Origin of the sequence: Cyclobacterium roseum (assembly GCF_010119225.1) — a bacterium.
In the GTDB taxonomy this organism is placed as follows: domain Bacteria; phylum Bacteroidota; class Bacteroidia; order Cytophagales; family Cyclobacteriaceae; genus Cyclobacterium; species Cyclobacterium roseum.
Map to the genome: position 1 here is coordinate 1 of NZ_WNKF01000028.1, position 25485 is coordinate 25485.

The following is a 25485-nucleotide window of genomic DNA, read 5'->3' on the forward strand; positions in this document are numbered from 1 at the left end:
ATTTTTGGTGCATTCCTAATTACCATTTTTGGTGCATATTCAATTACCGACTACAAGTGACGATAAACTGGTAGGAATAAACAAGTTAGCACCAATTTTATGACGACAGTAATAACCATAGGAGCAATTATAACAGGACTTATTTTATATCGACTTTGTATCAAAAAAATCGGAAGACAAAAAACAAACAGAAACTTTGGTAGCGAAATTATTGACAGAAGAATTTGTTGAAAAATACAATAAGAAACAAGGACAAGTAAAAGGCGGTTCTTTATGTTTTTATGGACATTGGTTCGGTAGACCATACGACAATTATCACCACCTGGAATTTGTGACTTTCGACAGTGCAACAAATACTTTGACCTTGAATTTTAACGAAAAAGAAACATTATCAATTTTCAATCCGCAAGACATTTCTGAGTTTGAGAACAAACTGACAATTGGTTTGGCTGACAAAATATATTGGAAATGGTTTTCTTACGGCCAACCACAGACAGACGAGAATTTATATTTCATAGAAATAAATCGTAAAGAAAAATCATTGACAGGCAATTCAAATGTTGACTGGTATAAGCCGGACTTTAAAGATTTGAATTTAGTAAATCCAGCAATTTTATGGACTTGACATTGCCGACCGAAAGAAAACCTGGTGCTAACAGGAGTTTGGCAAAAAAGCGGGTTCAGTGCTTAAATGAAGCTTTGTGCTTCATATCAAGTTCAGTGCTGGCAGACAGTATAGTGCTTCCAAATCCGATTCTTCGCCAGCGCCAAACCGTTGTGCTTAATTAAAAAACAAACTGATGGGAAAATATCAATCTGAAAGACAGAACGTCAATAGAAACATAGTTGAGATTTGGGTCACCGAAGAAGAAGACCCCGAATCAAGACGATTGGCCTTTCGGATTAATAAGCGAACAAAGACTATTATGTTTTATCCAAAGGAGAATGATTTTTTCCTTTCAGAAGTTACACTAGATGGGTTTGAAAATTTACCGGATGACTTTTCAAATAACGGCTATATAAAACAAGGAGTACAGTATTACCTTAACAAAAAACTAGAAACCAAATCAATAGCGAGCTTAGAAATATCAAAAGACAAGACGACTACTATTCGAAAGGTCAGGAATCAAGAAGCTTACAACCTGACACTTAAGTATGACGACTTTAAAATTCTAAGAGAGCAATTTTTGGTCGTTAACAATCAGTCTTCTCAGAGTAAGAATGACATTCTTGATGGCTTCTTTTATAACCATTTTCCTGACAAGTTCGAAGAAAGTACCAGTACAGCTCAACAGCAATATCGAAATGTTATAAGGAATCTTAACTCGGATATTATTGAACATTTTACACCTGATGACCTCAATAAAATGGAAGGTTTTATTGCTGATTTACTCGATAAACGATATCAGAGTAATAGTCATAAATTTCTTCAACTTGCCAGAACTAAGATTAAAGTTGACACAATTGCTATTGATAGAATTCTCGCTGAGTTTCAGAAAAATCTTGAAGATGGGATTAGTGAGAATCTTTGGGGCAAATACTTGAAGAAAAACCTATTCCTACTAGACTCTAAATATGTAAAAATTCTTCCTGAGCTTAATGTCATTCTTCGGGGTTCTCGAAACGTTGATTTTGGAATGATAGACACCAAAGGCTATCTCGATATTTTTGAAATTAAGAAACCCGATACCCCTCTTTTAGCTGCCGATACAGATAGGGGAAATTACTATTGGCACACCAGTACAGTAAAGGCAATTGTTCAGGCAGAAAAATACCTTTTCAATGCTGAAAGAAAAGCTTCTAATCTTGCAGAAGATATTAGTCGTGAAGAACGGATTTCAGTTAAAGTAGTTAAACCCAGAGCTATTTTAATCACAGGACATTCAGACCAATTAGATTCGGACGAAAAAAGAGACGACTTCAAAGTTTTGAGACAATCCCTAAAAAATATTGACATTATCTTGTATGATGAACTTTTAGAAGGACTTGAAAACCAAAAGAATAAATATTACGACCAAATCACAGAAAATTGAAAAATAACTAAGCACAACAGCACCTAAGAAAACATGGGGCGGTCAGTGGTTTCCGCAAGTTTCGTTCTTCGTGGCTATCTTTGTCACAGGCGGACAGGAAAATGCTTCGAAAAGTCCCACGTCTCTTAACTGCGACACGTTGGCAGCAATAAAGACAGAACATAAATGACAATTCAAGAACAGAAAGATTTAATTAGTAATAGCACATTTAAAAATCACATATTTTTTGATTCAAATGATTCATATTTAGAAGTTTGTGAATTTAATCAATCTCAATTTATTACATTTGAAAATTTCTACAATTTATTCTCTTTCATTAGAAAATCTGTATCACCTGATATTAGGATAAGGGTTAAAAGCGTTATTGAATTTGACAATAAAGAAGTAGATGAAGAATTAAACTTATCCCATTGCGATTTTGAAAAAAAAGTAATATTTAGCAACTGTACATTTAACATGAATGTTGATTTTAGAAATTGCAACTTCTATGTGGAAACAAGTTTCAAAAAATCAGAATTTATATCAAAATGCAGATTTCATTTTTCAAATTTCGAAACGCCTATTAATTTTGAAAACACAACCTTTAATAACTTAGTTGACTTCTATCACTCTGATTTTAAAGAAACGCAATCTTTTTTTCTTACAGATTTTCTAAATATTAGCATTTTTTCAAATGTTACTTTTCATAGACAAGTTCAGTTTTTGTATAACAAGGTTGGTGAGAAAACATTTATAAGTTTTGAAAATGCGACTTTTAAAAAATCGTTAGATATTTCTAGGTCGAACTTTTGGTGTCGTTTACAGGTATGGGGGGTAATTACTCCTGTTATTCCTGAGGAACAATGGCTATATGAAACTGACAATATTAATCAGACAGCTATCTCGACTAATTTAGTCGCCCTTAAGCGTATTCGAGAATCGTATAGAATAATAAAACAAGAATTGCGAGGAGAAGGGAATAACATTGAAGCACTGAAATATCACGAATATGAAATGGAAGTCTATAGTAAAGAATTGAAATCAAGAACTGAGACACGAAAAACTGGAGACCTTATTATCTTGTGGTTTAATAAATGGTCTAATAACTTTGGAACAAGTTGGTCGAGGGCATTGGCTTTCACTTTAATAACTACTTTTATTTTTTATAGTATATTCCTTTTAAGCATATCCGATGAATTAATTTTTGCATTTTCTTTAGAGAGTATAGGAAATACTATTAAATATTTTATTCAGTTTTTAAATGTTACTTCATGGGATTTTAAGCCTTTTGGAATTTCAGATTTTATATGGGGATATGTTATTTTATACATTGGAAGGTTGTTTATTGGATTTGGGTATTATCAAACGATACAAGCATTTAGAAAATATGGAAAAAATTAAAAGCTGCCAATCGAGTGGATGGTTGAAGGCCATAAGCCTGCGGAGTGCCCCTCACACCACCAAGGGTACGGGTCTCGTATACGGGTTCACTGAATCGTAGGTTGCGTTTTGAGGTAATAGGAAAGTAACTCTTTGACTCAAATTTAAAAGTTTGAAAAAAGCCAAAGTTTGCAGATACCCTTAAAGCCAATGGAGGGGGCCACCCTATTTTTTATGGTTATAGGGGGGAGCTACTCCTCTCCCACTTCAACCAATGCCCCTTTTACTTTGTGTATGGTACTCATAGAACATCGGCAAAGCTTTACGATCTCAGGGTAACTCCTTCCAAGCGCAAGGTATTTTTGAATATCCTTATGCTTGCTTAAAAACTTTTCCCTGCTTTCTATTGAGCCCACCCTCCTACCTGTTGCGAACCCTTCCTTTTTTCTGTTTTTAATGCCTGATTTTATCCGGTAGCTAAGGTTCTCGGATTCCAGCCTGGCAATATCTGAAATGATAGTGATTATTAATTTGTTGAATATCCTATCTTTCTCACTATCTGCACCAAGGGTAATTCCCAAATTATGAATATAAAGGCAAATTCCTGCCTCCTCAAGGTTATGGATCAATGTAAGGGTCTCTCTGGTATTCCTCCCCAAGCGAGAAATCTCGGATACCATGATACATTCTATCCCCTCTTTCCTCACATATTTGAGCATGTTCTGCAATTCCATCCGCTCCTCCATACTTTTGGAAAACCCACTGATATTTTCTGAAAAGACCTTCTGAATTTGGAATCCCTCCACCTGCTTTAAATCATTAACCTGCCTCTTGGTGGATTGGTCTGATGTGCTGACCCTAGTGTATGCAACTGCTTTCATAATTTACCCTATACCCTTTAAACAAGTGTTTAATTAGGTAGCAATGTACAGTACAAAAACGTGCCGTACAAGCAAATGAACAATTAATTAGTAGATGGTTTAAATAGTATATAAAAATATTAAGAAAAAAGCCTCCCTTATGACGAGGAAGGCCTTAAAACCTTAGAAGTACTTAAATCATATGTATGGTTTCCATTAAATTGTGTATTATATGGTTTAACTAATGAAATTTAACCTAAAAATGAAGCTGACTTATCATTTCTTTTATTAATGCCCCTCCACCGTTACATTAATGAAGGGTACTTAATCCAAATGATTATCATTAGTACTTTTCAGTTTGAAACAAGTATAGTCGGTAAATAGCTGGAAATTTTTAGGACTTAGGATGACTTACCCTCAACCGTAATATTTTCATTATTCGCCAGTAATGTTAAAGTAGATAAGCTTACCAGCAATTGGAAAAAGGAAAATATATTGCAGCCATTCAATTGGCTATCAAAGCATTACTTAATCCGGTAGGAATTCTTGAGGAGGATTGGCTTAGTCCATGTTTTCACATCCATATTGTTCCCAATATTTTTTCAATGTTGTTGTTGGCATGTCTCCGTTAAGCAGTTTGATTCTTCTAAGTTCAGAACAGATACATTCAATTAGAGCAACGGTTGCATTGTCGATTTGCTTTGGTAGAAATTTTTCATCGTCTAACACTTCTTCATAATTCGTGAAGCAATGGTCAACTCTTTGGGTCATTAAATCGAGAGTTGATTTTGGAATCAAGCTTTGTAGTCTAACGCCTTCTTCAACAGTGCTTAGTTCTGTTTTCGTAGACTTAGCTTCAACCAAAGCTTGTTTTGCTTTGACTCTGTCTTTTTGACCTTGCCAAAATGTTATGGCTTGCATTGCACCCCTAATCAGGGAGACAATTAATCCTGTTTCTTCCATATTTTCTTCATTTGAGGGTTCTGCCGCAATTGATTCTGTGTCACTTTCTGGATAAAGCGGCTTTACTTTCTTTAATTCAAGTTCAAAATCATCACAGAGTTGATTGAGAATGTCTTTGGTTTCACTCTTAAAAAAGTCACCTAGGTTTTTGTTGATTATAGTGTACTTTCTATAAAGCCTTTCGAAGTCAGAATATATTTCTTCTTGGGTAAATGCCGAACCACCGTCCGTGATTTTAGCAACCAAGCGTTTGCCATTTTTATCGGATTTGATATATGCGAAGAAGGCATCAATCTTATCTTCAAAATCTTTTATTAGCTCTGCAATAGCTTCTTCTTCCTGATTACGTTTCTCAATTACCTTGAGAATGTTGTATTTGTATTTATTGGGTGAATCAGGATCTGTGGGGTTTGGATTCTTAGGCTTATTTGATTTCTCATTTTCTTCACCTGGGGCAACAATACCGATTCTGTTATCAAAGTAGATTTCCACCTCGTCAATTATATCGTCTGGCTTGTTGATATGGTTGTAAAGAGTGTTGTATTTTCTCCAAAACTCAAGGAATACTTCATTGCTGTAAATTGGGTTAAGCTCAATGACAAATTCTATGAGGTTTAGAATTTTGAAATAGGTCCCAACCTTTTTTTTAAGGTGTTTGGCTTCTTTTGGATAAGCATTGATATAACGTTCAATGGCTTCTTCCAAATTGAGAATAATCGAAATATCCTTGCTGTCCTTTTGGTATTGCTCAAACTTTTTAAAATTACCTTCATACAGGCTATGTGCTTTTAGCTCGCCATAATATACCCCCAATTTTTCTTCATCGCCTAAAGGGTCAAAATCTGAGACAACTACATTGCTGAAATGTTCAAAAGCAGTTTTGATATTCTTGACATTGACATTCTTATAGGAGAAGTCTACGATCTTACAATCGTTCTTATATTTGGCAGTTCTGTTTACCCTTGAAATGGTCTGAATGGCATTGATTCCCCTGATTTCTTTGTCAAGAAAAAGCGTGTGGAGCTTTGGTTCATCAAAGCCTGTTTGGAGCTTATCAACAACTATGATTAAACCATTTTTGGCGAGTTTGAAACTCTGAAGCACAGATTTCTCACTGAACCCTTCATTCAGACTGCTGCTACTTTGGTGGTCTTGACTATCAGAATAGACAATGTAAATCGGTGCATCCTTAAATCGCTCGTATTTCTGCTCTTGGACTAATTCATTGAAATATTTCTTAATAAAGCCTTTGTACTTGATAGCCGCAGGAATGGAGGAAGCCGCAAACATTGCCTTTGCAGTACCCCGAATGTTTGGATAAACGGCTGTAACTAGTCGTTTGGCAGTGAACTTTGAAATAGCTTCAATACGTTCAGGGTTGCCGTAAATTCTCTTTTTCCTGATAGCGTATTTTTTGCCTTCTTCATCAATACCTGTGTCAGTATTGTCAGGTATTTCTTCATAACCTGTATCACCTTCAAATCCTGCTAATTCATTGTCGGGTATCTCAAAGAACATTTTGGCTGAAACTGGAACTATGCCTTTAATGGGGTTAAGGATATAACCGTCCATTATGGCTTCCTTCATGGTGTAGCTATCAAAAGGAATCCAAATTTTTTCTGCTTCTGCGTATTTATTGTACTCTCCAAAGCGTGCAAGGGTATGATCGCTTGGTGTTGCAGTGAAACCTACAATTAGGTTTTTCTTGGTTGCTCGCTTCTTATACGCTTCGCTATTGTCAAAACTTGCTTGCAATTCATCAAATACGCTTACCATTTCAGAATGCTGCACACCACTTTGACTTCTATGAATTTCATCAATTAGAAATGCGATTCGGAGCTTTGAAAGCTTTGCCGTCAAGTCGGTATCAACTATATCAGTGATAGAAGAGAACTTCTGAACATTGACAACTACAATTCTTTTATCGCTAGTAAGTGCCCTGGTAAAACTCTTTTTGTCTGAGGCTTCAATGAACATCCCTTTTTGAATGTTCATGTTGTGCATTTTACTATCGAGCTGGTCTCTTAGCTGAAGACGGTCAACAACCAACATGATTTTGTCATAGACATAAGCATCATTACGCCTTAGGTCCTTGAGTTGGAGTGCCGTCCAACCAATGATATTACTCTTTCCAAAGCCCGCTGCATATTGCAAGAGCAGGGAATAAACGTTTTTGTTGTTTTGGTACTTACTCCTTTTGTGAACTAATTCTTTGATCTGTTCTTCACCCAAGCCCCTTTCTTTTAATTCTACTTCTAGTTTTTTCAGAAAATAGTCAGGTTCGTTTTCATGAGCCAAGAACTCATCAATCTTGCTGAGTACTTTATCGGTTCCAAATTTTTGCTTGGGTCTGGGAGCAATTAACCTACCGTCATTGTGTTTGTACTCTTTGGTTTTGCTGCCTTCTTTTTTAATGAGTTCACGCTCTATGAAGTTGTAGTAGAGAATTTCTTTTTCAATCATTCTCTTTTCGTACAGTGCTTTGAATACTTCTTCAAAACGCTGTGTTTTTACTTCATGCTTTTCTCGTAGTGGATAAGGCTTAAAATCATTGAAAACCTTCTTTTCATAGGTTTCAAAATCATAGCTTCCTGTATTTACCGTTGACTTTATCTCGTCAAAATGGTTGGCAATGGTTCTGATTACAAAGGTTTCATTGATATCGGTTGCCGTAATATGAATGGCTTTTTCAAATATCTTTAAAAACCGCTTTCTAATGGACTGATTTAGGTCATTGCTTTTGGCAATTTGCAAGTACTCCTGAACTGCGGTCAGGTAATCTTTGGCAACTTTCTTTCTTCCGTTTTTTCGTGCGCTCTGGTTGTTGTAATTGCTTTTAAGCTCACTATAACCTAGGTAAATTCCATTGATAAAGAACGTAAGGTCTGGGCGAAATGAAAAAAGTTGTTTGTCTTTGTGCTTAAAGGTGTAAGGGAGTTCCTGAACAACAGAGAAAATATTCTCATTGAAGAGTTTGTCTCCGTGGGTTTCTGTTCCGCTCGGGTAGAACAAATGCAATTTTGTTCCTTCAAAGGTTACCGATTGGTTGTTGTTAATGAAAATGGCCATGTTCATAGAAGAGCTAATGCGCTCATCTAGAAAAGCCGTGAATGCTGTGAAGAAGTCTTTTTCTGAATCGAACTTGCGGAGTAGCTTTTTGTAATTGGCTTTGTTTAGTTCGGTTTCTGATAGAAATTGTTTAAGGTCTTCAATCACAAAGAAATTAGACGAAACTGTATTGGCCTTTGCTTCATTGTATTGCAGGCCATCTGACCGCTTACACAAAAAGTTAATCAGGTATTTGTCTTGTAAGTCTAATTCCTTCATGCTTCTACATTATTGTTTTGGATTGGCTCACATACCCGTATTTTACCCGTCACCACATCATTGATTAAGGATTTTCGCAACTCTTTCAAGCGGTCTATTTGCTCCAAAGTGTTTTTAACGATTTTGTCAATGGTTGCTGTTTGTTGGTATAGATATTTAGCGATTTCTGTTTGTTCTTCTCTAGTTGAGGGCAAGTAAACTAAGAAGTCATTTATTTTTTCCATTTTAAGATTGATTCGTGTAAATCCTTTACCTTCTATTATCAATAACTGTCGGTAATTATCTGACTGTAGTAAATAATTAATGAAGTGAGAGTTACACTCTTTAGATTGCAATCTAAAACCTTTGCAAAAACTGTTTAAGTAAGTTTCGTCTAAGTCAAAATCAAGTACAGAAGATTTGCCAATATCATCATAACCTTCAGAACTCATTAGAAAGAAAATATCTCCTTTTTTCACCTTGTTCTGCTTTTCTATGGGTACTACAACGACTTTACCAAGATTATCTTCTGATATATAGGTGTTAGCTGCAATGTTCGTAAATGGAATGAATCCTTTATTTTCTGGGTGGTCGTCTTGTCTAAAGTCATCACCACTTTTGCCTGATAAACCGCTGTATAGTTTCCCAATATCCTTGAGGCGGAATCTTTTCCATTTCTTAGGTACTTCTATTCCGATTTCAGTTGATTTCAGTTCAACCGTTTTATCCAACCCTATGGTTACGGCATCATTGATTAGCGATTTTCGCAACTCTTTGTAATAGTCTATTTTTTGCTCAAGCAGCTTTACTTTCTTGTCAATGGCTTGGGTTTTAGTATCAAGGTATTGGGCTATGGCGTTTTGTTCTTCAATTGGCGGTATAACAAGAGAGAGTTGTTTTAGGTCGTCTGTATTAAACCTAAAAACCTTTAATCCTGTAGCATACCTTTTTAATTCAGCGCAAAACTTTTTTGAGAAGTAATAAAGATATTTTTCGTTTAGAAGTTTGTTATTAGGCTTCAATAGTATTTGCTCTCCACCTAATAAACCTAAATCATCTCTATTGTAATAGCAGGAATGGCCTAAATCTTCAATAGTCTCAGAGGTTGAAATTAAGATAGTATCTCCTTGAGAGACGACCTGACTTTTTTTATAGAATTCACTATTCACAAAGAAATTAAAGTCATTGTCAACTACATCAACTTTATATGTTTTCCCATACTGTAATGCCACATACTCGCCATCATCGAGTAACTCATCTCTTTTAAAGCCTGTATTGCCCCTAACAATAGCAGCAACCCAATCAATTCTGTGATTTGTCCAATGTTCAGGAACATCAGCTAACCAATCAATTTCACTTTCCTTATAAGTATCGTATTTCATCATAAGGCCAATTCAGCTTCTAAACTTTTCAAATCCTTTTCCAAAGCATTAATGTCACCTGTGATTTCTTCTACCGTTCTCAGCTTTTCAGGCTGGTAGAAAATTTTATTGAAGTTGAGTTCAACACCAATTACGTTGTCTAAATATTCAAAAGGTCGGGTAACGAACTTTGCCATGAAGTCTTGAATGTTTTGTTGGTTGGTGGCTTCATCTGGGCTGTAAGGGATAATCTCATAGTCCTTTTCCAAGTCTTTGGTTAGCTCAACCGCAATGGCAATGTGTTCTTTTTTGGTTTTGGTTGCTTTCTTGTAACTCGCTTTCACTACAATTTTGCCACAACCTAAGGCGGTTTGTTCTCCGTCATCTTCAATTATTGTTTCCTTGTCGGTATCGTACCAATGGGTAACACCCTTTGAAACCACTGTTAAGTTTGATTCTTTGTAGTCGATATTGGCAATAATGGTTTTGAATACCTGGTCGTAGTATTCCTTTAGGTTTTTGCAGTTGTCGTCTTCAAAATCTTCTATGACAAATTCAGTGATTTCATGGGCTTCATCGTTTAATCTATAAGTCAGCTTACTCGGGTTGGGCTTTATAGATTTGGCTTCTACCACATCACCAGTGCTGTTCGTTTTGGTGGGCATTTCTATAATATTGCCATCTTCATCCACATTGGTCAACATGATAGACTGCTTGTTGTAGTAGAAATGCCATTTATCAAAGACCTTGGCAAAATCATTGTCTTCAAATTTGGTGAAAGCTTTGACAATTTCAGCTCGGTGGTCAGGGTTCATTTGCCTGCGCTTTTTACCCTTGCTCTTTTTGAGTTGCTTCCAAAGGTTGCTGCCATCAATTAGAATTAATTTATCCTTTCTGGCGGCTGGCTTATTTTTGTTGAAAATCCATAAGTAGGTATAAATTCCCGTGTTGAAGAATTCATCTGCTGGCATTTGGATAATGGCTTCTACCCAATCTTCGTCAAAAAAGTGTTTTCGAATATTGCTTTCCCCGCCACCTGCGTCACCACTAAAAAGAGTTGAGCCGTTGTGAACCACAACTGATAAACCGTCATCAGCTAAGTGGTGTAAAATGTGCTGTGTAAAAAGGAATTGACCGTCAGAAATAGAAGGAAGATCCACAAACCTTTCTGTTGTGTCATTCTCAATATCTTTTTTGTAGCCTTTCCAATCAACTCCATAAGGTGGATTTGCAACAACAATGTCAAATTTCTTTTCAATGTGAAAAATGCTGGTCAGGGTATTTCCATGCTTTATCTCACTGTCATTTCTAAAACGGCTTTCAATTTTTGCCAAAGCGTATAAGGTGTCGTTCCATTCGTCACCGTGTGTTTTGGTTGGTCGATTAAATTTTTGTTGAATCTTGTCTTCAACGCCAAAGAGCAGGTTCGCACCACCACATGTTGGGTCGTAAATCGTCAGGAATTTATCATTGTCTTCAAGTTTTGAAGTAATAATTTCTGTAATCAGGTCAATGATATCTTCAGGGGTATATTGTTCCCCTGCAGTTTCAGCAGAAATATCAGCCCATCTTCTTTTAATGTGTTCTTCAAGTGTAGTTATCTCAGAGTTGTTAAATGGAGTGAGGTCAATTTCACTCCAAGCCTTTACTGAATCAAAAAGAATATCTTTCTTCTTGAGTAGTCCGGCAACTCCTGAAATGTCGAGAAACTTTTCTTCGTCAGTTCCTTTATTAACGCCTAACAAGTATTGTGTTTCAGGATCGAAAGAATTCAAATACGTATAAAAATCAACGTCAAAGGTTTTATCGTTTTGACAAATTATTTTTAAGGTCTTTCCTTTTCTAATAGCATAGTCGTTATAACCAAGCCCTTCGAGCTGGAATATTTCAACAAAATCGTCAATGTTGTCTTTTCCAATTTCTTCTTCCAATCTTTTTGATTCACGAATCAACCTACTCTCAACCATAATAAGAGCGAAGAATGGCATCATGTACTTTGGAAAGTCTGATTGTTTTATACCTGCACCAATTAACAGGTCTGCAGTTTTCCAAACGTCTGATTCGTGTTTGAGTATGTTATTGCTCATTGTTTTTATCTCGTTTTACAAGTAATTCATCAATTTCTACGTCCAAGATTTCAGCAATCTTGTAAAGGTCTTCCAAGCTTGGTTGTCGTCTGTTTTGGGCATATGAGTTTACCATGTTGTAGCTCTTCCCAAGTTTCTCAGCCAACCAAATTTATTTGATTCCTTTCTTTTCTAAAACCTTCTTAATTCGGTTCATTTTTGAGGAATTTTATTCAGGTTGCTAAAATACACGTAATTATTTTATGTCTCATAGAGTGAGTATAAAAATAGTCTTTCAGTTTTCAGGTGGGTGGGGTAAGGGCAAACTCTTTTGTTGCTGAGATAAGGAGCAACAAATATGCTTGAATGTGAGGTGTGCATTTTTAGCATGAAGCAACAACGGTTTGCGAATATAACCTTTGGCGATTTTCGAAACATTTTCTTTTCGGCTTGCACCAAACTTACTTAAATGGTCAAAACTTGAATTTGGCAATTTTTTGTGCCATAAGCTATTTAAAAAAGGCCACTAGGTTCAACCTTACGGAGAAACTCTATTTTGCTAGTGGGTTGGCATAGCAAACCCCAGTGAAGACTCTCCCTACCTAGTTGTATGCCATCGACGGCAAAAAAAAAGCCACAAAATTTAATCTCTAGCTCTCTTTATTGTTAAATGATGGGGGGTGATTAAAATTAAATCTAAACTACCCGTACAACATTTTGGTCAAACTTTTGCGTAACTTATTAGCTAACGGCTTCTTACAATCCTTAACTTGAGTTAATTACTCACTACTACCTGACCACCTGAACTAAGTAAGTTTTGCATCGGAAATAATTACCGCCTACTTTCCTTTTTAAAAATGGGTAACTTAAAAATCAAAACTGTTACAAATGGTGTTACATATCATGAAAAAGCCCCTCTACGGTCTGTAAAGAGGCTTTTGGTGGGCCCACCTGGGCTCGAACCAGGGACTTTCTGATTATGAGTCAGATACTCTAACCAACTGAGTTATAGGCCCATTCTATTTTATTTTCTATCCCCGAAGCAAACTACTAACCAAGCCTTTAAAGCTTAAAATACCGCTTTTTTTGATCATTTTACCTTGCTTTTGGGACTGCAATGTTACATATTTGATTTTAATTTCACAACATATATCTTCATGAAATCGAGCATGAGGAAAACGTCACACAGTCGGATGATTATAAAGCATGCGAGATTCTCCCGATTAAGGATCGGGACAGGCTATGTGGCCATTAAAAAATAATTATAAACACATGAAAGACCATCCGGAAATCCAATTTTTAATCTTTGATCTGGGAAATGTCATCTATGATATTGACTACCAACGGACTTTTGATAAGTTGTATGCCAAACTACCCGGGGATAAGCATGCCCTGGTAAAGGATTTTATGGTTTCTCCCATCCACTATGACCTGGAAACCGGCAACATAGATGAGGCGGCCTTTAGAAATGGGGTAAGGGAATATTTCTCGGCCGATTGGGAAGATGCCTGGATCGATGAGGTGTGGAACAGCCTGCTGGTGGCCATCCCCCAGGAAAGGCTGGACCTGCTGCTGAAACTCAAACAAAAGTACCCCCTGTTTATGCTCAGCAATACCAATTCCATCCATTTTAAGGTCGTCGAACAGGCCTTTGTAAACCAACTGCCGGAAAATGCCTGGCCCCATTTGTTTGAGCATTTGTTTTTAAGCCATGAAATGGGCCTGAGAAAACCCGGCGAAGCCATCTACCAATCGGTGCTTCAAACGCTGGGGGCCAAACCCGAACAATGCTTGTTTTTTGATGACCTCAAAGAAAACCTTTTGGGCGCCGAAAAGGTTGGACTTAAAACCTTTCATATCGATCACCCTAAAGCACTTATCAATTTTTTTCAGGATGTACAGTAACAGGGACTACCTAAAACACGGATTACTCTTATTTTTGACCCTAATTGCCACCACACTTGCGGGCGGGGAATGGCTGTATGGCAGAAGCGTGCTTTCGGATGAAAAGCCGCTTACCTGGGAGTTTTTTCTCCTTTCGCTGCAATTTTCCATTCCCTTTCTGGGGATTTTGTTTATTCACGAAATGGGTCATTTGTTCACCTCCATTTACCATAAAGTCCGCTCTTCCCTACCCTTCTTTATACCGGCCTGGCTGGGCTTTATCGGAGCGCCTTCCATCGGTACCTTTGGAGCGGTAATACAGATGAAAAGCCAGGTGGGTTCCCGTAAAAAATTCTTTGATATCGGGGTAGCCGGTCCTTTGGCAGGCTTCGTTATGGCATTAGCCGTGCTTATCTATGGGTTTACGACCCTTCCGGAGGCATCCTATATTTATGAAATTCACCCGGAATATGCAGACCCTCGCTATGATAAAGAGGCAGATGAAAACGTGATGGATATCCAGCTGGGCTACAACCTGCTTTTCTGGATCATGCAGGAAACACTGGCCGACCCGGAACGAATGCCGGACATGGCAGAAGTGATCCATTACCCCTACCTGTTTGCCGGCTACCTGGCTTTATTCTTTACGGCCCTTAACCTGCTTCCCATCGGGCAACTAGACGGTGGCCACGTTGTATTTGGGATTTTGCCAAAGCACCATAAACAACTGTCGCTGCTGGCCTATACCTTGTTTTTGTTTTTTGCCGGATTGGGGGTCATCAGCCCCTACGAGGACCTGAATTACCTGATTTTTGCCCTGCCTCTTTACATCGGCTTTCTTTATATATGCTTTCGAAAAGCAGGAATCTCGAATACCAACCAATGGATAATCGCTTTGGGCATGGCGGCGATTCAATACACCCTGGTCAGTTTTTATCCGGGTATTCAGGGCTATTCGGGATGGTTGTTATTTGCCTTTCTAATTGGTAGGGTTTTGGGGATCAATCATCCCGAAGTACCGGATGGCCGACCCTTGGACCAAAAAAGAAAAATCCTGGGATGGATTGCTATTCTGATTTTTATCCTCTGCTTTATCCCCAGACCGTTCGTGATTGAGTAGTGTTTATATATTTGAAATCCTCGAAAAAATCCCCCTTGCCCCCTTTAGGAAAGGGGGATTTCGTTTACGGTCGGTTTTCTAGGTACGTAAATTCCAGATAGCTGCCGTACATTGTGAGCAGTACGGACCTTTTCCGATTCAGCAATAAATATCGAACACATTAATTGGATTGTGAACTAATCCCCCTTAATAAGGGGGTAAGGGGGATTTACTTACGTAAGTATCAATCAATCCGTGTATTAAATAATGAGGCCGTCGAAAAAATCCCCCTTTCCCCCTTTAAAAAAGGGGGATTTCGTCAACGATCGGATTTTATGTGCGTAAATTCTAGCCCGTTGTCGTACATAATGGACAGCACTGACCTTTTCTAATTCAGCAATAAATATCGAACACATTAATTGGATTGTGAACTAATCCCCCTTAATAAGGGGGTAAGGGGGATTTGCTGAAAATGTGATTTTTTGCTGAAATTGGGTAATGCAATCGGGCTAAAAAACGCCAAGGTTACTAAATTCCGTAATCCCGAACAGTACAATTCCCCCTTATCAAGGGGGCGAGAGCCTGTCCCGACCCATGTCGGGAGGGATTTACTTATGTAACTATCAATAAATCAGCGTATTAAATAATGAGGCCGTCGAAAAAATCCCCCTTGCCCCCTTTAAAAAAGGGGGATTTCGTCAACGATCGGATTTTATGTGCGTAAATTCTAGCCCGTTGTCGTACATAATGGACAGCACTAACCTTTTCCAATTCAGCAATAAATATCGAACACATTAATTGGATTGTAAACTAATCCCCCTTAATAAGGGGGTAAGGGGGATTTACTTACATAACCATCATTAAATCAGCCTTTTAAATGGAGACCATACGAAATTTTCAGTCCTCTTCTTCCAATTCCCGGTAAGCCAGAATCCCTCCCAACACATTCCTGACCTTGGGAAAACCTTTGCTTTCCAGAAATTGCTTGGCATTGCCACTTCTGGCACCGGAACGGCAGTGGATGATGATTTCCTCTTCTTTATGGGCTTCCAAATCAGCTAATTTATGCGGCAACTGGGCCAGGGGTATGAGCCAGGCTCCCAGGTTATCATCTTCGTATTCATATTCTTCGCGAACATCGATGAAAACAAACTTTTCGTTTTTATCCAACCGTGCTTTTAGTTCGTCTACTTCTATATCTTCCATGGCTTATTTGACTATTATTCTTTTGGTGAAGGAACGTTCACCCTGTATAAATTTGATTAAATACATTCCTTTTTGAACGCCTGTAAAATTAAGAATTTCCCCATTTTTATCCCCTTCCTGGGGTACTTTTATCTCCCGTCCCTGAAAATCAAAAACGGCTACTCCGGTAACCTGCCCGCTGATCCGCAATCGATCTATTACCGGATTGGGATAGAGGCGGGCTTCCGGGTCTGTTTCTTCGGGATTCTCCTGAACGGGCACCTGACTTAGATGCGGGCGAATCATCAGGTTCCCGGAGACCTCTTCGTTTTGCTGCCAGGATCCAAGCACATTGAAATGCACCTTTTCACCGGTATCACCACTCTTATCCAGGCCTACGTGCAGGTAATCATTGGAGTATTGGGCAAATCCCACATAAAAGGTGTCCTGCACCAAAATATTGGTATCAATAGGGAAATAGGCAAAGGAAGCCAACCCGTCATCTTCCGGAATAAGCACCTCTTGACGCAACAGCGGCTCGTTCTCCAAGGAATCCCAGACCATTAATTCAATGGCATTGCCCCTTTGAGCCAGATTGGTGAAATTAATGCTGATGCCGCTCAGGTAGCCCGGGTTCAAAGCGGTGTACTCCAGCGCCAGCATACCTCCTCTTTGGTTGATCCCGGCGGCATAGTCTGCGTGGCCGTTGTCATAGGCATAATAATCCCGGAAAGGGATTAGGATGCTGCTGGTATCGTTTACCCTGAAATCCACTGCTTCACTAAAAACCGTATCCTGTCCCTCAATGGAGGCCACCAAAAATTCATCTCCCGCAAGCAACTCCACGGCAATCTCAAGATCAAAGGCATTGTCTGCTATCAGCTCCAGGTCATCCGGGAGGGTGCTGAGAAAATCTCTTCGCTCTCCTGCCTGAGCTACCGGGTTGACCGGGGTATTCTGGTCCGGCCTTGCGATTAAATCTCCGGTAGCCAGATCCCGCAGCTCCACCGTATACTCCATGGCCCGAAAGCGGTTGGCCAGGTTGTTAAATTGATTTTGGATGGTGCCCGAAACCATTTCCGGATCAAATTCAAAATAGGGAATGGCATAATAGGGCGCAAACGGACTGCCGGGAAGGCGGGTAAGACTGCGGTCATTGGTAAACAAATCCTGTTCATCCCGCCCCGTGTTCAACAGAATATAATCCAGTATCCAGGTGTCAAATGGTCCCGATAGCCTGCCCGACTGCGTAAATTTAAATTGGAAATTTGCATGCTGAAATGCCGCTGGTACCGGCAAAATAGCCTGCTGAAAACCGTCAGTGGAAAGCTCCTCTCCTCCTTCCTGTGTCCAGGCAGAAATCCAATTGCCCTCGGAATCTAAAAAAGAAAGCACCAGCGCATCCTGGGAATCCGGCATTTCCCCTTTTCCCCCGGCCTGCCAGAAAAAACTAATGAATAAGCTGCTTTGATCTTCCGCATCCAGTCCGGAAAGGTCTATGGGTAGGGATTGCAATTCGTCTCCCTCTCCGTTTTCCAACCGGCTTCGGGAATACGGATTACCGCCGGCATCCATGCCGTCTAGAAAAACCATTCCCAGGGAAGGTGGATTATTCCCAATGGTGTAGGAATGAAGGGTGCCTTTAGACAGCCACTTGTCTGCTGAGATTTCACCGTTGGAGAAATCATCCCAAAACGGCAGGCTTGCCATCTCCTGCTGCACCCTTAGCTGTGAAGAAGCCGATTTCGTTTCAGGTTGGCTGCGGGAAAGGGGTAACTGGTGGAATTGAGCCTGCGTTTTATTCTGAAAGGCAAAGCAAATCAGCAGGCAACAAAAAAAACCAACTATTCCTCTTTGGGCCATTAAAAATTTATTTCATCGGAAAGTTTGGATACCCACACGTCAACCCGCTCGCCGGTTTTCATATCCAGACCAGGGGGCGGCAATTGTCTTATGACCGTTCCTTTCGGCACGGTGTCTGTTTCCACGAAATTGATGTTGCCCATACTCAGACCGGATCCGAGAATCAGAAATTCGGCCTCCACGTCATCCATTCCAATAATATTGGGCATTTCCAGAATTTGGTTGCCCAATCCATCTCCTACGACCAAATCTATCTGCGACCCTTTGGGAATCTCAAAACCTTCCTTGATTTCCCTTCCCCGGTACTTTTGCTCCAATACCGCATTCAGACCAATATCCGGAACATACACGATATCGCCTCTTACCAATCCAAAATTAGCCAGGATTTCCTGTGCATTTTTTAGCGGTGTGTTTACCAGGTTGGGCATCCGTACCATGGGAGCATTTTTGGCATTCAGCGTCACGTAAATCTTCCGATCCTGCTTCACCTTCGAACCGGGTTTGGGGTTTTGCTTCAAAACCTCCAACGGATCGGCCTCCGCTACAAAACCACTATCGGGTGTGATTTCCAGTACCAAGCCCCTGGTCTCCAGGTAAGACTGAACCTCTTCAAAATCAAACCCCTCCAGATCGGGCACCGTCACCGACTCCCCATGATGGGTGTACCCTGGTAAATAAATTTTAAAAAAGACAAACAAAAGCGCAAAGGCAATCCCCATGATTGCCAGCAGGTGGATGCCTACTTTTTTTAATCCTGTTTTTAATTCACTCATAGTTGGTTGAACCTAATGCCGCTGTACTTCAGGAATAGCCCCTAGGAGCCTCCCTACTTACCGGCAAATTACGGTTATATTTTTAGAAGATGCCGAATGAAACCGGTTATTTTTCTGATAAAACGCCGTCGTAGCCCCTTTTGGTATTAGCGAAGGATCAATCTTTTGGTCTCTGACCACTGCTCTCCCGTAATTTTCACCACAAAGACCCCCGAACTTAGCAGGGCTTTGCTAAAGGAATACGTCTGGTTGAGGGTATTCGGAAAATCCTTCTCATAAGCCACCTGTCCCGTCGTACTGTAAATTTCTATCCGGATATCTTCGTATGCTTCCAGCTTAAATACCAGGTTAAACCAATCATCGGCTGGATTGGGGTAAAGAAGCACCTCACCCGCTCCAGGGTCCACCGGTTCCGGATTATCGGACAAGAACAATTCGATATCATCCAGGTACAACACTGCCTCCGCTTGGCTGACCTCCTCTACCTTGAAATAGAGCCGGACATTTTCCCTTCCTGCATAGGAAGACAGGTTGATATACGCAGCTTCAAACTGCTCTTTCGAATCGGGAAAGGCACCCGCAAGGCCGGACAGGGTTTCCAGTTCCGCTCCCGATACCTCCCATAACCTGTTTCCGCTATACCCTCCATTGGTACTCACCCAAACCGAGAAGGATGCCATGGATTCCGGGTCAAAACCCACTCCAGCCCAATCGAAAAACACGCTCGCCCGGGAGGTTCCCTCCAGGGAGAATTCAGGTGAAGCCAGCCAGTAGGAATTGTCGGATTCCATTCGGCTTAGCAGTAACAAGTTACTCTCCCCATTGCTTTCCGGATAGGTATCCCAGGCAGGGCTATTTGATTCCGGGTTTATACTGATCCAATCGTCAAACTGGGCTTCCCGGTCGAAATTGGCCCGCCAGGGGCTGGGAATACGGGTATCATCTGCGAAGAGGTAATAGCTGATTTCACCCGTCGGCGGTTGATTCTGATCGAAATTAGGATCGCGCAATTGGTAATCCAACCGGTTTAAGCCCTGACGCAGGGGGTTTTCGTTTCCAATGACAGCCGTAGTAGTGTTCCCCGCTAACAAATCTTCCTCCACTACCAGGGTGTCCCGGAAAGTCAGATTCGTGGTTCGAAGGATTCGAAATTGCTGGATATCCAGGTTCCCTTGATTTCGTATTTGTAGGCGTTCCCTTCCTGGGGCCTGACTGATGATAGGAAGTGGGTTTTCAATGCCCGTCAATTCAAAATCATAGGAAAATACTTCCTCTGACTGTACTTCTATATCTTTTATATACAGGTTATTACCAAATCCATTTATGGAGACAAAGGCGATCCGTACATCTGGATTCCCTGCATAAGGAGATAAATTAATGACCTCCGTACGAAACTGACTGGAAGCATTGGGTATAAACTCACTTAGCGTTACCGGTTGCGTGGCCAGACTTTCCTCTGTTTTATTATAAGGAGCAGTCAACAAATCAAAGGAATTACCACAATCCGTTGAAATGGCCACCAGCAGGTTTTCCTGCAATACGGGATTATTATAGGGTGCATAGGCCATATTAAAAGAAAGCTGCGGCCGAGGTATATCTGTCAGGTCAAACCTGGGACTGATCAAATAATCCAGCTCTCCGCTGCCATTGTAATTGAAACTGTTGACATAAAACAGGTCTTGCTGAACCCCATCCACCGATCTGCTTATGGCTTGCCAGGTGACGGCATTATCCGGGTTTACGATATCCCATCCGGTAGTGGCGTTGTGGCCGGGATAATTGTAGGGTAAGGGCTCTTCCCGAACGAAGCTGGCAATGGTTTGAAGGGTATTGTTAAATGGATTGCCATCCATATCCCCATTCACCTCCAGAACGGAGAGTTCCAGGCTGTTTTCCAGGCCGGGAAATACCACCGGATCAAAGGTCAGATCGGTATGCTCGTCTGTGGCCAGGTTTACTTCAAAAGACTGACTCGTTTGTACTTCTCCATTCAGCGACAATTCCAGTAAGATGTTAGATATGGTCGTCATTCCTGTATTCCGCACCCGTACCCGGGTAGGCACCTCTTCTGAACAGTTAAAACCGACCGGGGAAAGAATGGATTCCAGGGCCAAATCCAGCTCGGGCATCTCCGGCTCCTCCAGTGCCCTGCTATTCAGTAGGGAGTTTCTCCTTGGACTGAAGGCCAACACCACATCCATCCGTTCTACCTGTCCCTGGGTAAACAAACTCATGCACCTGTCGGGGGTGTAGTCCATAAAGTTTTCGATCATATCCCGGGAACCACAGGTCTGCCGGGGAGTACTGGAGCAAACCGGATTAAAACCATCCTGAAGCGGGGTATCTGCTACGAAATCATCCGCTTCACAGCCCCCGTCTCCCCAAATATGCCTTAATCCAAGAAAATGGCCCAATTCATGGGTAGCCGTTCTTCCGCGGGAGTTATCAACCACATTTCCTACGCTGCCAAAATGATAGGTATCCACCCCGATGCCATCTAAATCTCTGAAAGTTGGGGGATTGGTCAAGCCTTCAAGTTCGTCCGAAACGGGGAAACTGGCGTATCCTAATTGCACATCAATCAAGGGAAGCACCCAGATATTGAGGTATTCCTCTGGAGGCCAGGAAACCATATCGGCCACCAGGGCGGCATCTCTTGAACTATATTCGTTTTTTGGACCCTGAACCCGGTTAATACCATTGGTCGGAAGTCCGTCAGGGCGCTGTTTGGCCAATACAAACTCCAGGTTGGGACTGGAAGCGACGCCTAAGAATTCGGTAGGGGTATTCGAAAAGTCTGCGTTACGTTGCTGAAAATCTTCATTGATGATACGTAGCTGATCCAGGATCTGCTCCTCGGAGATATTGGAGCCCTGACCTATAGGTTCTCCCTGGTGAATGACATGAATAACCACGGGGATCTGCCTTATTTCTTCGAGCATCAGCCGACTGCCAGCACGGAGTTCCCGGCGTTCCTTCGATTTGTCTTCCATCCAACCTTCAAAGTATTCCCGGGAACCAAAATACCCTAATTTATCGGCTTGCTTATTTTCTAAAAAAACCGCTCCACAGCGGGCTGGATCAATCGGCGCGTTCAGCGGATCCAATACTTGCCCGGAAAGAAAAAGGGGAAAACCCAGAAAAAAGAATAGCACTGATACAGCAATCCGCATCAGTGCTTGATATTTTGTTACCATAAGACGTTAGAATCAGGCCACTTCAACATTTACCGCTTCCACTTTGTTGATCTCTGGAATGGCTTTTTTTATGGCTTCCTCTACGCCTGCTTTGAAGGTCATGGTGGACATAGGACAGGAACTACAAGCACCCGTCAACTCCAACTGCAGCACCATATCCTCGGTGAGCCCGATTACCTTTACATTTCCCCCATCCGCTTCCAAATAGGGACGAATGGTATCCAAAGCCGATTCAATCTGATCTTTATACTGTTCCAACATGGCTTATTGTTTTACCTGTACTACCTCTGTTTTACTCATTTCCGCATTACGGATGGCTACCTGCCTGGCCACATTCTCGGCAAACAAACCGAAGGCCTCGGCGATCACCCCCTCTTTCATCACTGCCGGATAGCCGCTGTCTCCGCTTTCCCTAATTCCTTGTACCAAGGGGATTTCCCCAAGAAATGGGGTATCGTATTTTTCCGCAAGCTTTTTTCCTCCTCCTTCACCGAAAATATAGTACTTATTATCAGGAAGTTCGGCAGGTGTAAAATAAGCCATATTTTCCACAACTCCTAAAACAGGAACGTTGATCTGTGCCTGTCGAAACATGGTAAGGGCTTTGGTAGCATCGGAAAGGGCTACCTTCTGGGGAGTGGTGACGATCACCGCCCCCGTGACCGGTACGGTCTGAACCATCGTCAAATGGATATCGGAAGTACCCGGAGGTAGATCAATCAGCAAATAATCTAATTCACCCCATTCCACATCCCCAATAAATTGCTTCAATGCAGAACTCGCCATCGGCCCTCTCCATACCACGGCACTTTCCGCCGGAGTCAAAAACCCTATGGACATTAATTTTACGCCATACTGCTCTATGGGTATGATAACGTTTTTTCCGTTTTCTTGTTTTACAGCGGGCTGTTCTCCTTCCACATTAAACATGGTCGGAACAGAGGGGCCAAAAATATCGGCATCGATCAGCCCTACCTTCGCCCCGGATCGGGCCAGGGAAACCGCCAGATTAGAAGCGCAAGTGCTTTTTCCTACGCCCCCTTTTCCGGAAGCCACGGCGATAATATTTTTTACCTTGGGTAAAAGCGGTGCATTATCCCGGATAGTGGTCACGTTGGAAGTCATCACAATGTCCGTTTCCACACTATCTCCAAAGGCCTTTTTTAACGCCTCTTCGCAATTCATCCGGATCAATTCTTTCAAAGGGCATGCCGGGGTGGTCAACACGACCTTAAAATGGATGGTTTGATCACTTGCTATTTCCAGTTCCTGAATCATACCGAGTGTGACCAAATCCTTTTTCAGATCGGGATCCTCCACAGTAGACAGGGCTTTTAACACTTCCTCTTTAGAAATATTCATTCCTTATCGTTAATTTTCCTGCAATCTATAGTTAATCTGGCACTTTTTAAAATAATCAGCCCGTTAACCCTCCTTTGTTAAAGTCAACTTTCGCAGCCTTCAAATAGTTTCTTTTACTGAAAAGATCTGAACTACCGAGTTTCAACGATTAACCTTATCTTTGGGAATTGAAGAAAAACCATGGCCATCTCCGATCAGACCACCGATAAAGTCCGGGACCGCGTCGACATAGAGGACGTCGTCAATGACTACGTTACCCTGAAAAAGAAAGGGCAAAACCTTTGGGCTTGCTGCCCCTTCCATCAGGAAAAAACACCCTCCTTTTCGGTCTCTCCCGCCAAGCAAATTTACAAGTGCTTTGGTTGTGGAAAAGCCGGCGACCCCATACAGTTTATCATGGATATTGAAGGGATCGGGTTCATTGAAGCCATCCGTCACCTGGCAACCAAGTATGGCATCGAAATCGAAGAAGAAACGCCCAAAGACCCGGAGGCCATACAGGCATACAATGAAAAAGAAAGCCTGTTCATCGCCCTGAACTTTGCACGGGAATTTTTTCAAACCAACCTCTCTAGCGAAGAAGGCCAGTCCATTGGCCTGAGTTATTTCAAAGAACGGGGATTTAGTCCGGCCATCATCGAAAAATTCCAGCTCGGCTATGCCATGGATAGCTGGGATCAGCTTCTGCTGCAGGCAAAAAAATCCGGATTTGAAACAGACATTCTGCTCAAAGCCGGGCTGATTCTGGAAAGAGAAAACAATCCCGGGAATTTCTACGACCGTTTTCGGGGCCGGGTGGTGTTTCCCATCCACAACCTGAGCGGAAAAGCCATTGCCTTTGGTGCACGGATCCTAACCCAGGACAAAAAGCAGCCCAAATACATCAATTCCCCTGAAACGGCCATCTATCACAAAAGTGATGTGCTGTATGGGGTCTACCAGGCCAAACAGGCCATCCGGCAGGAGGATAATTGCTACCTGGTAGAGGGGTATACGGATGTGATTTCCATGCACCTGGCGGGGATTGAGAATGTGGTAGCCTCCTCGGGCACCTCCCTGACCGAAAACCAAATCAAACTCATCAAACGGTTTACCAATCAGGTTACTGTGCTTTACGATGGGGACGATGCGGGCATCAAAGCTTCCCTGAGGGGCATTGACATGCTGCTGGAAGGAGGGCTGAATGTGAAAACAGTCGTATTCCCTGAGGGAGAAGATCCGGATAGCTTTGCCCGAAAATCAGGGAAGGCAGCTTTTCAGCAATTTATTAAGAACGAGGCCAAAGACTTTATTCAGTTTAAAATTGCCCTTTTTGCCCGAGACACGGCGAATGACCCGATCAAAAAAGCCGAAGCGATCCGGCAGGTGGTGGGGAGTATCGCGAAAATCCCCGATCCGATCGTTCGTTCGGTCTATGCCAAAGAGTCTGCCAACCTGCTTTCCATGGAGGAAGAAATTCTGCTGACAGAACTCAACAGGCAGATTCTCAAAAACCATCAGAAACCTTCCGGGCAGTTCCAGCGGGAAACCCCCACACCACTGGAGGAGGTTTTGCCGGTAGACAAGGAAAAGGAAGAAAATCTTCCTACAAAAACACTCAAAGAAGAACGGGAGTTAATACGAATTCTGATCAATTACGGATTTGAGAAAGTATCCGATGAGATGCACCTCTGTGAATACCTGCTGGAAGAAATCAAGGAGTTGCAATTTGAAACGCCGGTGTACCAGAAAATCCTCGTGCACTATAAAAAAGCACTGATGCAGAAAATCCTGCCCAAATTCGATCATTTTTTAAAAATCCAGGATGCGGAAATCAAACAGGCGGTAGTGGATATGATCGCCGAAGGGAGGGAAATATCCCTCAACTGGGAAAGCAGGCACCAGATTTTTACCCGAAAGGAAACCGATGATCTCTCCGGAACTACCTATCGAACTTCCCTGAGATTGAAGAGTGCCTATTTAAAAAAAATGCGCCTAGAAGTAATGGAAAAAATCAAAGATGCACCCGAATCAGAAGTGGAAGAATTGCTCCAAATTCACATGGAAATCACGCAAATGAAGAACAAAATAGATCAGGAGTTGGGAAATGTGATTCCTTCTAAAAACTAAACTAAAATTTTGGAAAAACGGTTAAGAAGATAATTAATCGTAATTTTGCAACTTGATTTATCGCC

17 protein-coding genes and 1 tRNA gene are annotated in these 25485 nt (G+C 41.3%); 6 read left to right on the forward strand and 12 right to left on the reverse strand.

Going from position 1 to position 25485, the window contains the following annotated elements:
• Positions 1-196 precede the first annotated feature (196 nt).
• The 3 genes from GJQ68_RS22510 to GJQ68_RS22520 all read left to right on the forward strand — a co-directional run bounded on the left by GJQ68_RS22510 (position 197) and on the right by GJQ68_RS22520 (position 3413).
• Positions 197-625, forward strand: coding sequence for a hypothetical protein (locus tag GJQ68_RS22510; protein ID WP_162419521.1), 429 nt, complete (start codon positions 197-199; stop codon positions 623-625).
• A gap of 175 nt (positions 626-800) precedes the next feature.
• The gene (locus tag GJQ68_RS22515) at positions 801-2033 is read left to right on the forward strand and encodes a Shedu immune nuclease family protein (protein ID WP_162419522.1); all 1233 of its coding nucleotides are present in this window, start codon (positions 801-803) and stop codon (positions 2031-2033) included.
• A 165-nt stretch (positions 2034-2198) separates the two neighbouring features.
• Positions 2199-3413 (forward strand): pentapeptide repeat-containing protein, encoded by a 1215-nt coding sequence (locus tag GJQ68_RS22520; RefSeq protein WP_162419523.1) that lies wholly within the window; start codon positions 2199-2201, stop codon positions 3411-3413.
• Between the two features lie 230 nt (positions 3414-3643).
• Here the strand turns inward: GJQ68_RS22520 and GJQ68_RS22525 are convergent, their stop codons facing one another.
• From GJQ68_RS22525 to GJQ68_RS22550, 6 genes are all read right to left on the reverse strand, one after another.
• Entirely contained in the window at positions 3644-4273 is a 630-nt protein-coding gene (locus GJQ68_RS22525) for a recombinase family protein (RefSeq protein WP_162419524.1), read from the reverse strand.
• Between the two features lie 540 nt (positions 4274-4813).
• The gene (locus GJQ68_RS22530) at positions 4814-8542 is read right to left on the reverse strand and encodes a DEAD/DEAH box helicase family protein (RefSeq protein WP_162419525.1); all 3729 of its coding nucleotides are present in this window, start codon (positions 8540-8542) and stop codon (positions 4814-4816) included.
• The gene (locus GJQ68_RS22535; RefSeq protein ID WP_162419526.1) at positions 8539-9906 is read right to left on the reverse strand and encodes a restriction endonuclease subunit S; all 1368 of its coding nucleotides are present in this window, start codon (positions 9904-9906) and stop codon (positions 8539-8541) included. The genes GJQ68_RS22530 and GJQ68_RS22535 overlap by 4 nt, the downstream gene beginning before the upstream one ends.
• Positions 9903-11969: an HsdM family class I SAM-dependent methyltransferase gene (locus tag GJQ68_RS22540; protein ID WP_162419527.1), complete on the reverse strand. Its 2067-nt coding sequence runs from the start codon at positions 11967-11969 to the stop codon at positions 9903-9905. Before GJQ68_RS22540 ends, GJQ68_RS22535 begins: the two co-directional genes overlap by 4 nt.
• On the reverse strand, positions 11959-12114 hold the full coding sequence (locus GJQ68_RS22545) for a helix-turn-helix domain-containing protein (protein WP_317174470.1): 156 nt from the start codon (positions 12112-12114) through the stop codon (positions 11959-11961). Before GJQ68_RS22545 ends, GJQ68_RS22540 begins: the two co-directional genes overlap by 11 nt.
• 773 nt (positions 12115-12887) lie before the next feature.
• Positions 12888-12964: transfer RNA gene (locus tag GJQ68_RS22550), tRNA-Ile, on the reverse strand.
• A gap of 256 nt (positions 12965-13220) precedes the next feature.
• Here GJQ68_RS22550 and GJQ68_RS22555 point away from each other — a divergent pair.
• Both GJQ68_RS22555 and GJQ68_RS22560 read left to right on the forward strand, forming a co-directional pair.
• Positions 13221-13853 carry an HAD family hydrolase gene (locus tag GJQ68_RS22555; RefSeq protein ID WP_162419528.1) on the forward strand — a complete coding sequence of 211 codons (633 nt, stop codon included), beginning with the start codon at positions 13221-13223 and terminating at the stop codon, positions 13851-13853.
• Positions 13843-14952 (forward strand): site-2 protease family protein, encoded by a 1110-nt coding sequence (locus tag GJQ68_RS22560; RefSeq protein ID WP_162419529.1) that lies wholly within the window; start codon positions 13843-13845, stop codon positions 14950-14952. Before GJQ68_RS22555 ends, GJQ68_RS22560 begins: the two co-directional genes overlap by 11 nt.
• Positions 14953-15828: 876 nt before the next feature.
• On the opposite strand, the gene GJQ68_RS22565 is transcribed toward GJQ68_RS22560, so the two are convergent.
• The 6 genes from GJQ68_RS22565 to GJQ68_RS22590 form a co-directional block, all read right to left on the reverse strand.
• Positions 15829-16137 carry a rhodanese-like domain-containing protein gene (locus GJQ68_RS22565; protein ID WP_162419530.1) on the reverse strand — a complete coding sequence of 103 codons (309 nt, stop codon included), beginning with the start codon at positions 16135-16137 and terminating at the stop codon, positions 15829-15831.
• Positions 16138-16140: 3 nt separating this feature from the next.
• Positions 16141-17979, reverse strand: a complete 1839-nt coding sequence (locus GJQ68_RS22570; RefSeq protein ID WP_162419531.1) for a T9SS type A sorting domain-containing protein — start codon at positions 17977-17979, stop codon at positions 16141-16143.
• Entirely contained in the window at positions 17979-18752 is a 774-nt protein-coding gene (locus GJQ68_RS22575; RefSeq protein WP_162419532.1) for a PASTA domain-containing protein, read from the reverse strand. The genes GJQ68_RS22570 and GJQ68_RS22575 overlap by 1 nt, the downstream gene beginning before the upstream one ends.
• A 146-nt stretch (positions 18753-18898) precedes the next feature.
• On the reverse strand, positions 18899-21949 hold the full coding sequence (locus GJQ68_RS22580) for a M43 family zinc metalloprotease (RefSeq protein WP_162419533.1): 3051 nt from the start codon (positions 21947-21949) through the stop codon (positions 18899-18901).
• A gap of 12 nt (positions 21950-21961) precedes the next feature.
• The gene (locus GJQ68_RS22585) at positions 21962-22210 is read right to left on the reverse strand and encodes a NifU family protein (RefSeq protein WP_162419534.1); all 249 of its coding nucleotides are present in this window, start codon (positions 22208-22210) and stop codon (positions 21962-21964) included.
• 3 nt (positions 22211-22213) lie between these two features.
• Positions 22214-23311, reverse strand: coding sequence for an Mrp/NBP35 family ATP-binding protein (locus tag GJQ68_RS22590; RefSeq protein WP_162419535.1), 1098 nt, complete (start codon positions 23309-23311; stop codon positions 22214-22216).
• 180 nt (positions 23312-23491) lie between these two features.
• On the opposite strand from GJQ68_RS22590, the gene dnaG reads away from it, so the two are divergent.
• Entirely contained in the window at positions 23492-25420 is a 1929-nt protein-coding gene (gene dnaG, locus GJQ68_RS22595; RefSeq protein ID WP_162419536.1) for a DNA primase, read from the forward strand.
• Positions 25421-25485: the final 65 nt, after the last annotated feature.